Consider the following 8,394-nt stretch of genomic DNA (forward strand, 5'->3'; position numbering starts at 1 on the left):
TTTTCCCGTGTTGTTCACCATCTTCATGATGATGCGGTCTGCGACCGGGCCGACCTCGTGACGCTCGAGGATGACCTCGACGCCTCCCGCCGCTACCGGCGCCGGTGCGATCATGGCAATCGCGAAATAAATCAGGACGGCATCGTGCCTCATCGTCTCCCCCCTAATATGTCCTTGCTACCAGTGAGCGTAGTTGTACGACGATTGCAATTCCGGCAATGGACGGAAAAGACTACAGGGCCTCAAGCTCTAATGTGGACGATCAAGAAGCCGGACGTTTACCGGTGCCCGGCTCAGCCGCCGCCGTCTGGAGCCTCCTACGCAGCCGCGCCTCCAGCCACGGCAGGAGCGCTTCGAGCTCCGCCGGATCGGCAGGGTCCTCAGCACGCGTTATCAGGGCGTTATAGGCATCCGCTTGCTCATCCAGCGCGGCGTCCGGGGGCAGCCTCACGCCCTCTTCCTGGTGCACCCTCGCCACAAGCCGGCCGACCTGGCGAAAGAGTGTCGGATCGATTGCGCGCACGGGGGGCGGAGCCTGACCCGCATCGGCGAACATATCTCCATCGCCCGTAGCAAGCCACTCAAGCCGAACGCCTGTCGCCCGAGAGATGGAAATCAGCGTTGAGAAAGTTGGCTCGGTGGTCTCGCTGACATAGCGGCCGACTGTACGCCTAACTATCCCCGTTGAATCTGCCAGCGCTGTGAGACCTCCGATCTCATCAGCGGCACGCCTGATCCTGTCCCCTAAACCACCCATGCAAAACAAGGACACGCTGGTCCAATCGCATAGACAATTATGTCTTTACGACTGGACATAATTGTCCTACCTCTATCGAAGCGGCCCGCTTCGGCGACCCGCAATTGATGACACACCGTCAACAAAAAGCGGGTGCGCCAACACCCGCTTTCAGTAGGAGTAGCAGCCATGGCGAAAGCCCAGCCCAAGTGGGACAGGCATTCGATCCTCGCCGAGTTTCGACGCAGGGGCGTCAAGCTCACCGAGTTTGCGATTGAAAACGGTCGAAACCCGAACACCTTCCGAACTGTCTGGACCCGCTGGAACCGCCCCAACGAGAAACTGATCGCCGATTTTCTCGGAGATCCCGTGGAGGTGGTGTGGCCCGACCGCTATCCCATCACTGCCAATCGGATCTTTGATAGCAGAGAGCGTCCGAGCAAGGCGAGTCAGAAAACCCCCGGAAGCTCTGACAGGGTGGCCGCGTAATGCGCCCGCTCCTGTCAGCGCTGCAGGCTGTCCTTGACATGCTTCCGGACCCGGAAGACCTGGCAGCCGCCGCCGTCCTGTGCCTCGCGGTCGCGTCCTTCCTGCTGTTTGTCGGGGTGGCTTCGGATCTCGTGCTGATCTGGAGGATGGGGTGATGCGTCCCTACGAAGTTGTCTTGCTTGGCATGACCATCCTCGTATGCGCGGGCACGATCCTGATGCTCCTGCGCACCGTGTGGGCCGAGCTGCGGTCCTCGCTGTATATCCTGACAAGGACCAAAACGGCCCTTGAGGAGATCGAGATCCGGCTTGAGAGGCTGGACGAGATCCCCGGCCAGATCGAGTGCGACACCCGGAACGAACAGTCTCCGGGCGAGGCTGACGGGTACGTCTATGAAGCCGGGCGCGGCTATGTCTACCGGCCGCGGGGGGCACGCTAATGGCGCCCTTCGCCCTCACCAACGACCTCGGCCCATGCGATTTCAAGAGCTCGAAAAGCGATCGGCACCTGGTCGCGAATGATCGTTTCGAGGTTCATGGGGTTGTGAAACTGGCCCGCGTTCAGGTTCGCCTCGACCAGACGCACCGCGTGTTCAAAGAGCTTTTCAGCATCCATTCCAATCATCTCCTCGTGTGCCCAATCCACCTGGGGATGGCAGGTTCCGGCGTGCGCACCACCGCGCGCCGGAACCGCAACCACGCCAAGTTAGCCGATTCGCCTGCGTCCTATCGCGCAGGAGGCGCACGATGACCTCCGACGCTCCGCGCGAGATCCCGCTCGCACAGATCGACGTGCCCGCCGGCCGGCGCAAGGTCGACCCGGATTGGGTGGCCGCGCTGGCCGCAGATATCGACGGCCAGGGGCTCCGCATCCCGATCCTCGTGGTCGAGGCGGGCAAGCGTTTCCGGCTGATCGCCGGCGCCCACCGGCTCGGTGCGGCGAAGTCGCTCAAGTGGAAGAGCATTCCGGCCGACGTGAAACCGGCGGATGCGTTCGCCGACGAGGCCGCCCTGCGGCTTGCGGAGATCGCCGAGAACCTGATGCGTCGGGAGCTCTCGGCGCTGGACAGGGCGCTGGATGTGGCCGCATGGCGCGAGATCTACGAGCAGGCCCAGGGCGCGGTGAAGCGCGGCGGAAACCGGCGGGCAGCATCAAAGTTTCACGATGAAACTTTGATCGACGCCGACCCGGTGGCCGCTGCCGCCGAGCGGTTCGCAGCGTCCTTCGGCGAGGCGGCGCAACGGGCGCTTGGCCTTAGCAAGGTCACTGTCTGGCGATGCCTGAAGATCGCGTCGCTTGACGGGTACACCCGCGAGCGAGTGGCGCTCACCAAATTCGCCGACAGCCAAAGCGAACTGATGGCCTTGGCCGATCTGCCCGAGGAGATGCGTCCCGCCGTTCTGGATCACGTGCTCAGCGAACCGCCGATGGCGGGTTCGGTGGCCGGCGCGGTCGCCATGATCGAAGGACGCAAGCCCGTAGACCCGGCCGAGAAGGCGTTCCGGTCCTTTTCGGACAGCTGGCGGCGGTTTCCCGTTCGGCAGCGCCGCGCCTTCGTGCGTGCCCATCAAGACGAAATCCTCGACATGCTGAAAGAGGAAGGTGCGCTCTGATGGTGAAGGCGCGCAAAGACGACCTGACGGGGGACCTGTTCTCCTGGGAACCGCCGAAGGTGGCCGCCGGGTTTGAGCCCGGCGCCATTCGCGGTTCGCGGCTGGCCTCGCAAATCAGCCAGGCCGTCGCGCTCGCCCTCAAGTCATCGTCCCTTTCGCGGCCTGAGATCGCTGCCGCGATGACCGCAGAGCTTGGCTATGCGGTCTCCGAGAACATGCTTGCGAACTACGCCTCGGAAGGCGCGGAAGCACATCGCATCACGCTGGAGCGCTTCATCGCGCTGATCGAAGTGACCGGCTGCACAGACCTTCTCGGCTTCGTGGCCGGACGCTTCGGAAAAGTGGTCGTCGATGCCCGCTACCGCGCGCTCATCAATGTGCATCTGGCTGAAGAGGCCGAAGCGAAAATCCAGAAATTCAAGGCCGCCGAGAAGGCCAAGTGGGGGGCGGTCTGAGCGATGAACGCGCAAAACCCGACACAGATCCAGATTTGGTTCACGGCGGCGGAGATCGCCAGCCTCGCGGCCGCTGGCGACATGCCGGGAATGCCGGAAACCAAGCGCGGCGTGAATGCTCTCGCCGACCGGGAAAGCTGGCACCGATACCGCGCTCTCGTGCGCCAGCGCTCCGGTAGCGATGGTGGCGGGTATGAGTACCACCTCGATCTCCTGCCGCTGGACGTGCGGCTTGGGTATCTGTCGCGCCAGATCGGCCCGGCGCTGGCGCTCAGGGATGGTGACAGTCCGGCAGACCTGCGGGGCGCCGGAGATCTCACCGACAGGGCGCGGCTGACGCGGGACGCGCGGGTGTACATCCTGCGCCTGGCGGATCGCTTCCGGCAGATGCTCGACCTTGGCGCGCTCGGGACCGACAGCCTGTTCGCCGACATGTACAACGCCGGCCGTGTGCCGCTGCCCGAATGGGCGGCGGGGGTGGTCAGGCATGTGTCTGCCCGCACGCTGATGCGCTGGCGACAGGCACGGGCGAGCGCCGGCAGCGCCGCGCTCGGGCACGACCCCGCAAAGGCCCGCAAGGGCAAGGGGCTGCTCGCCACGGCCGAGGGAGGCCGGATGCGGGCCTATATCCTCGCATGGATCATCCGCAATCCAGCCCTGTCTGCGGAGACGATCCGCGACTATTGCGAGGGCGAGTTCGGCGCCGAGATCACAGACCGGCATGGCGAGGTCAAGCCGCTGCCGCCGGTGCGGACATTCCAGCATTTCATCCGGGAGCTTCGGGCCGCCGAAAAGGTGGTCATCACCAAGAACACCAATCCGGACCTCTATCGCTCGACCATGGCCCTGCGCGGCACGGGCGCCTATCGGTGGGTCAGGGAGCCGAACCGGCTCTGGCAGATCGACGCCTCGCCGGTCGATGCGCTGTGCACGGACGGCCGGCACTCGATGTATGCCTGCATCGACATCGCCACGCGGCGGGTGGTCATCACCCTTGCCAAGACGCCCCGCGCCTCGGCCGTGGGTCTGCTGATCCGCAAGGCGCTGATGGCCTGGGGCGTCCCCAAGACCGTCAAGACGGACAATGGCTCCGATTTCAAGGCGCGGGCCACCGTCCAGCTTTTCGACGATCTCGATATCGATGTCGACGTTTCTGCCGCGTACAGCCCGACCGAAAAGGCGCATGTCGAGCGCGTCATCAAGACCTTCCAACACAACTTCGCGGCGCAACTCCCCGGCTATGTCGGCCATGACGTGGCCGAGCGCAAAGCGATCGAGGAGCGCAAGGCGTTCAGCCAGCGCCTCGGCACGGATGACGCCGAGCTTTTCGAGGTCGCGCTGTCGGCGGCCGAGGTGCAGGCGCATGTCGACGAGTGGCTTGAGGTCTACTACCACGCCCGGCCTCACGGCGGCTTCAAGGGCGCTTTGAAGGGGCTGACACCGGCTGAGGCGGCGGCCGCCTCGGCTGCGCCGATCGCCCGCGTGGACGAGCGCGCCCTCGATGTCCTGCTGATGCCGCTGGCCGGCAAGGACGGCCGCCGCAGGATGACGGGCCAAGGCCTCAAGATCGATCATCGGTACTATCTGTCCGGCCGCATCCTGCCCGGTACCGACGTGATCGTCCGGCTCGACCCGATCGACATGGGCAAGGTCTACGTCTTCTCGGCGGCCGATGGGCGGTTTCTCGACACCGCCCTTTGCCCGGAGCTGCGCGACATCAACCGGCCGGCCTTCGTGCGGGCCGAAAAGGACGTCGCGCGCCAGATCCTCGCCGATCGCGAGCGGGACGCGAAAGCCGAGCTGCGCAGGATCAGGAAGGGGCCGTCCGGCATCGAGCGGACGCTGCAGCTCTACCGGGAGAAGGCCGACGCCCGCGCCCGCGAGAGCGCCAATGTCGTCCCTCTGCCCAAGCGCGAGGTGGAACACTCGACGCCCGCCATTGCCGCCGCGCTGGACGCGGCCAGGCCGGCCGAGGCCCCCGCGCAGCCCAAGCGCGCGGCGGAGCTGCTCGCCGAAATGCGCAAGGAGATGGCGGCGCCTGCCGCTTCCGCCCCGACCGTCACGCCGACCGTCACCCCAATTCGGCGCCAGGAGACGCCGCAGCTCCGCTTCCGCCGGGCGCAGGACCTGATGGCGCGCGTCGAGGCCGGCGAGGCCATCAGTACAGAGGATGCGATGTGGCTGGGTGGCTACAGGTCCGGGCCGGAATACCGCGCTTTGCAGGCCCTGCATGAGGATTTCGGCGGCTAGGCCCGCCCAAAAAAAGGAGCCCCGGCGAACCGGGGCCCCAAGCACTTACCAAGGAGAGAAGCATGACGGCAAAAGAGCACACGGTCAAGACGGGCGGGTCCATCGCGCCGCTGAAGAATGTCGCGACCTTGATGATGATGATCGAGGCGCTGCGCTCGCGCATGGTCGGACTGCCGGGGATCGGCGTTTTCAGCGGTGACAGCGGCTACGGGAAGAGCGTCGCCGCGCAGTACGCCATGAACAGGACTGGCGCAATCTATGTCGAGGTCCGCCACTACTGGCGGGCAAAGCCGCTCTGCGAAGCCATCCTGCAGGAGGCGGGGCAGCCCCGGCCGCGCGGCACCGTGGCGCAGATGATGGACGAGATCATCCGGCGCCTGGGCGATGCGCCAAATCGCCCCCTGATCATCGACGAGGCCGACAAGCTGGTCGACGGCAAGATGATCGAATACGTCCGCGACATCCACGAGACCACGCAAGTCCCGGTCGTCCTGATCGGCGAGGAGCTTCTGCCGCGCAAGCTCGAAGCTTTCGAGCGGGTGCATAACAGGGTGCTCGACTGGCAGCTTGCGCAGCCGTGCGACCTCGAGGATACGGCGGAGCTGGCCCGCATCCTGTGCCCGCAGGTTGAGATCGGCGAGGACTTGCTCGAAGACATCCGCGCCAAGACGTCCGGCCGTGCCCGCCGCATCGCCACGACGCTGCACGAGATCCATGCCTGGGCGCGCAATCGCGGCAAAGGTGCCGTATCCCGCGCCGACTACGAGGGGCGCATCTTCACGGGCGAGACGCCGATCCGGCGAGCCGGAGGGCGCGGCTGATGTCGGCGATCCTCAAGCTCAAGACGATCAACGGTCGGCCGGTGCTGCGCGGCATCGACCACGTGTGGTCCGTCATCCTCGACCTGACGCGCGGCGGCGCAACGTTCACCCGCCACGACGTGGACCAGCGCTGCTGCGATCCGGCCGACAACGGCATTACCGACTATCTGCGACGGCTTGTCCGCGCGGGCATACTGGCGGAGGTCGGAACCGAACCCGCCCACGGGCGCCGGCGGGGCCGCCGGATCTACCGTCTCGTCCAGCGCCACCAGGAGGCGCCCCGGCTGCGCCGGGACGGCTCGCAGGCGCCGACGCCGGCCAACCAATTGATGTGGAACACCATGCGCAATCTGCTGCGCGACGGTTTCACCGCGCATGAGCTGGCGACGTTCGCCGCCACTGACGAGGTCACGGTGCCGGTCGTGACGGCTCAGAGCTACGTCAAACACCTGGCGGGTGCCGGCTATCTGATCGTCCTGCAGAAGAGCGTCGGCTCGCGCCCCGCGAAATGGCGGCTCAAGCCGTCGATGGTGAGCGGCCCGCTGGCGCCGAAGCTGCTGCGCACGCATGTCGTCTACGACCCCAACACCGAAGCTCTCCACGGCCCGGCCGAGGTAGTGGCCGAGGAGGTCACGCCATGACGCCGGCCGCCATGATCGACAAGGCGCGCGCCACCTGGGGGGAGTCCTTGCCCGATTGGGTGCGGGAACTGGCAGCACTGGCAGACCGTGAGGGACTGGCCGGCGCGGCCAAGCGCATCGGCTACAGCCAGCCGACTGTCAGCCAGGTGATCAATTCTCGATACCTGGGCGATCTCGCCCGGATCGAGGAACGCGTGCGCGGCGCTTTGATGGGGCTGACCGTCGATTGCCCCGTGGTCGGCGATCTCAGCCGGGACCTGTGCCTCGACTGGCAGGGCAAGGCGTACGCCCCGACCAGCGCGCACCGCGTCCGGATGTTCCACGCCTGCCGCAGCGGGTGCCCTCACTCTCGGCTCAAGGGAGGCTGCTGATGCTGTCCGATGACATCAGGACCCTGATCGGGTGGATCGACGCCAATGCGAGGCCGGACGGCTCGCTGGCGCTGCAGCCGGCGATGACCGGCTTGCTTCGCCTCGCGCTGCGCGACGCGGCGCGAACCGCACGGGGCATGGAGGCGAGCCAGGTCTGCGGCCCGGCGATGGTATCGGAAGCGGATCTCGCCAGCGGCAAGGTCACGCGGCTTCCGATCGTGCCGCGTCCGGTGCCCGCACCGGCCTCCGACGATGGAGGGCCGGCGGCATGAGCGAGGCCCTGCACGAGCTGGTCGATGAGATCCTCGCCGGCGTCTTCGACGGACGCGGTCCCGACACGCCGGCCTCCATCGCAGCGGCCGAGGTCGGCGCCAAGCTGCTCTCGGGCGGCACAAGCCGCGCCGACCTGGTGCACTCCATCGCCCGGCTGATCGTCGCCGTCGACATGGAGCTACGGCAACGCGAGGCGCTGCGGCGTGAGGCGGCTGAGCGGCCGCAGCCGGTGCCCACTCCCAAAGCACCGCCGGCCCCGTTCGGCCGGCGCTGGCGGGTCAGCCCAATGCTCGACCACCTGCTGTCCAGTCACCCCGACCCCACCGCCAACCTCATGGGCGACCCGGCACCGGGCCGCTCCGCACTCGACCAACGCCATGGAGGCATTCAATGACCGATATCCCCGCAACCGACGACGGCGTCATCGACATCGCCGGCAAACCCTACATGACCGATGCCAAGGGCGCGTTCGTGCCGCTGGAGACGATCAAGCCGGCGCACAAGCTGGAGGACGAGGTGGTGCGCAGGATCATGCGTTTCGCCGATGAGCTTTCCGCCCAGATCGGCCGCTTTCGCGGTCACACCATGACCGACCTGGGTGAGCTCGATGCGCTGCTTGCCCAGGAGCACGGCCTGACGAAGGGCGGCCCGAAGGGAAATCGCACCTATCAGACCTTCGACGGGCTGATGAAGGTGACCGTGCAGGTCGCGGACTATGTCGACTTCGGCCCGCAGCTCCAGATCC

The 8,394-nt window shown here is 66.4% G+C and carries 14 protein-coding genes and 1 pseudogene; 12 read left to right on the top strand and 3 right to left on the bottom strand.

The window, feature by feature from the left end:
- Nucleotides 1-262: 262 nt before the first annotated feature.
- Together TSB10P1A_RS23855 and TSB10P1A_RS24025 are read right to left on the bottom strand one after the other, a co-directional pair.
- The gene (locus TSB10P1A_RS23855) at nucleotides 263-556 is read right to left on the bottom strand and encodes a hypothetical protein (RefSeq protein ID WP_244293212.1); all 294 of its coding nucleotides are present in this window, start codon (nucleotides 554-556) and stop codon (nucleotides 263-265) included.
- 6 nt (nucleotides 557-562) lie between these two features.
- Nucleotides 563-757 (bottom strand): annotated as a pseudogene (locus tag TSB10P1A_RS24025) (helix-turn-helix domain-containing protein); the annotation flags it as partial.
- 168 nt (nucleotides 758-925) lie between these two features.
- Between TSB10P1A_RS24025 and TSB10P1A_RS22040 the strand changes: the two are divergent.
- The 3 genes from TSB10P1A_RS22040 to TSB10P1A_RS22050 are packed head-to-tail and all read left to right on the top strand — an operon-like array spanning nucleotide 926 to nucleotide 1,664.
- Nucleotides 926-1,225, top strand: a complete 300-nt coding sequence (locus tag TSB10P1A_RS22040; protein WP_185924706.1) for a helix-turn-helix domain-containing protein — start codon at nucleotides 926-928, stop codon at nucleotides 1,223-1,225.
- Entirely contained in the window at nucleotides 1,225-1,380 is a 156-nt protein-coding gene (locus TSB10P1A_RS22045; RefSeq protein WP_186390127.1) for a hypothetical protein, read from the top strand. Before TSB10P1A_RS22040 ends, TSB10P1A_RS22045 begins: the two co-directional genes overlap by 1 nt.
- Nucleotides 1,380-1,664 carry a hypothetical protein gene (locus TSB10P1A_RS22050; protein ID WP_186390128.1) on the top strand — a complete coding sequence of 95 codons (285 nt, stop codon included), beginning with the start codon at nucleotides 1,380-1,382 and terminating at the stop codon, nucleotides 1,662-1,664. The genes TSB10P1A_RS22045 and TSB10P1A_RS22050 overlap by 1 nt, the downstream gene beginning before the upstream one ends.
- Here the strand turns inward: TSB10P1A_RS22050 and TSB10P1A_RS22055 are convergent.
- Nucleotides 1,661-1,840 carry a hypothetical protein gene (locus TSB10P1A_RS22055; protein WP_186390129.1) on the bottom strand — a complete coding sequence of 60 codons (180 nt, stop codon included), beginning with the start codon at nucleotides 1,838-1,840 and terminating at the stop codon, nucleotides 1,661-1,663. The two genes, TSB10P1A_RS22050 and TSB10P1A_RS22055, sit on opposite strands and share 4 nt — an antisense overlap.
- Nucleotides 1,841-1,971: 131 nt before the next feature.
- Between TSB10P1A_RS22055 and TSB10P1A_RS22060 the strand changes: the two genes are divergently transcribed.
- The 9 genes from TSB10P1A_RS22060 to TSB10P1A_RS22100 form a co-directional block, all read left to right on the top strand.
- Nucleotides 1,972-2,838, top strand: a complete 867-nt coding sequence (locus TSB10P1A_RS22060) for a ParB/RepB/Spo0J family partition protein (RefSeq protein ID WP_186390130.1) — start codon at nucleotides 1,972-1,974, stop codon at nucleotides 2,836-2,838.
- Nucleotides 2,838-3,293, top strand: a complete 456-nt coding sequence (locus tag TSB10P1A_RS22065; protein ID WP_186390131.1) for a hypothetical protein — start codon at nucleotides 2,838-2,840, stop codon at nucleotides 3,291-3,293. Before TSB10P1A_RS22060 ends, TSB10P1A_RS22065 begins: the two co-directional genes overlap by 1 nt.
- 3 nt (nucleotides 3,294-3,296) lie before the next feature.
- Nucleotides 3,297-5,543 carry a DDE-type integrase/transposase/recombinase gene (locus TSB10P1A_RS22070; RefSeq protein ID WP_208987188.1) on the top strand — a complete coding sequence of 749 codons (2,247 nt, stop codon included), beginning with the start codon at nucleotides 3,297-3,299 and terminating at the stop codon, nucleotides 5,541-5,543.
- 62 nt (nucleotides 5,544-5,605) lie between these two features.
- The gene (locus TSB10P1A_RS22075; protein ID WP_186390132.1) at nucleotides 5,606-6,364 is read left to right on the top strand and encodes an AAA family ATPase; all 759 of its coding nucleotides are present in this window, start codon (nucleotides 5,606-5,608) and stop codon (nucleotides 6,362-6,364) included.
- Nucleotides 6,364-7,005, top strand: a complete 642-nt coding sequence (locus TSB10P1A_RS22080; RefSeq protein WP_186390133.1) for a hypothetical protein — start codon at nucleotides 6,364-6,366, stop codon at nucleotides 7,003-7,005. Before TSB10P1A_RS22075 ends, TSB10P1A_RS22080 begins: the two co-directional genes overlap by 1 nt.
- Nucleotides 7,002-7,376, top strand: coding sequence for a LysR family transcriptional regulator (locus tag TSB10P1A_RS22085; protein ID WP_186390134.1), 375 nt, complete (start codon nucleotides 7,002-7,004; stop codon nucleotides 7,374-7,376). The genes TSB10P1A_RS22080 and TSB10P1A_RS22085 overlap by 4 nt, the downstream gene beginning before the upstream one ends.
- Nucleotides 7,376-7,648: a hypothetical protein gene (locus TSB10P1A_RS22090; protein ID WP_186390135.1), complete on the top strand. Its 273-nt coding sequence runs from the start codon at nucleotides 7,376-7,378 to the stop codon at nucleotides 7,646-7,648. The genes TSB10P1A_RS22085 and TSB10P1A_RS22090 overlap by 1 nt, the downstream gene beginning before the upstream one ends.
- Nucleotides 7,645-8,043 carry a hypothetical protein gene (locus tag TSB10P1A_RS22095; RefSeq protein ID WP_186390136.1) on the top strand — a complete coding sequence of 133 codons (399 nt, stop codon included), beginning with the start codon at nucleotides 7,645-7,647 and terminating at the stop codon, nucleotides 8,041-8,043. The genes TSB10P1A_RS22090 and TSB10P1A_RS22095 overlap by 4 nt, the downstream gene beginning before the upstream one ends.
- Nucleotides 8,040-8,394: DUF3164 family protein (locus tag TSB10P1A_RS22100; RefSeq protein WP_186390137.1), on the top strand; the 355-nt coding region annotated here is incomplete at its 3' end. The genes TSB10P1A_RS22095 and TSB10P1A_RS22100, both read left to right, overlap by 4 nt.

It is taken from the genome of Stappia sp. TSB10P1A (genome assembly GCF_900185725.1).
GTDB lineage: Bacteria > Pseudomonadota > Alphaproteobacteria > Rhizobiales > Stappiaceae > Stappia.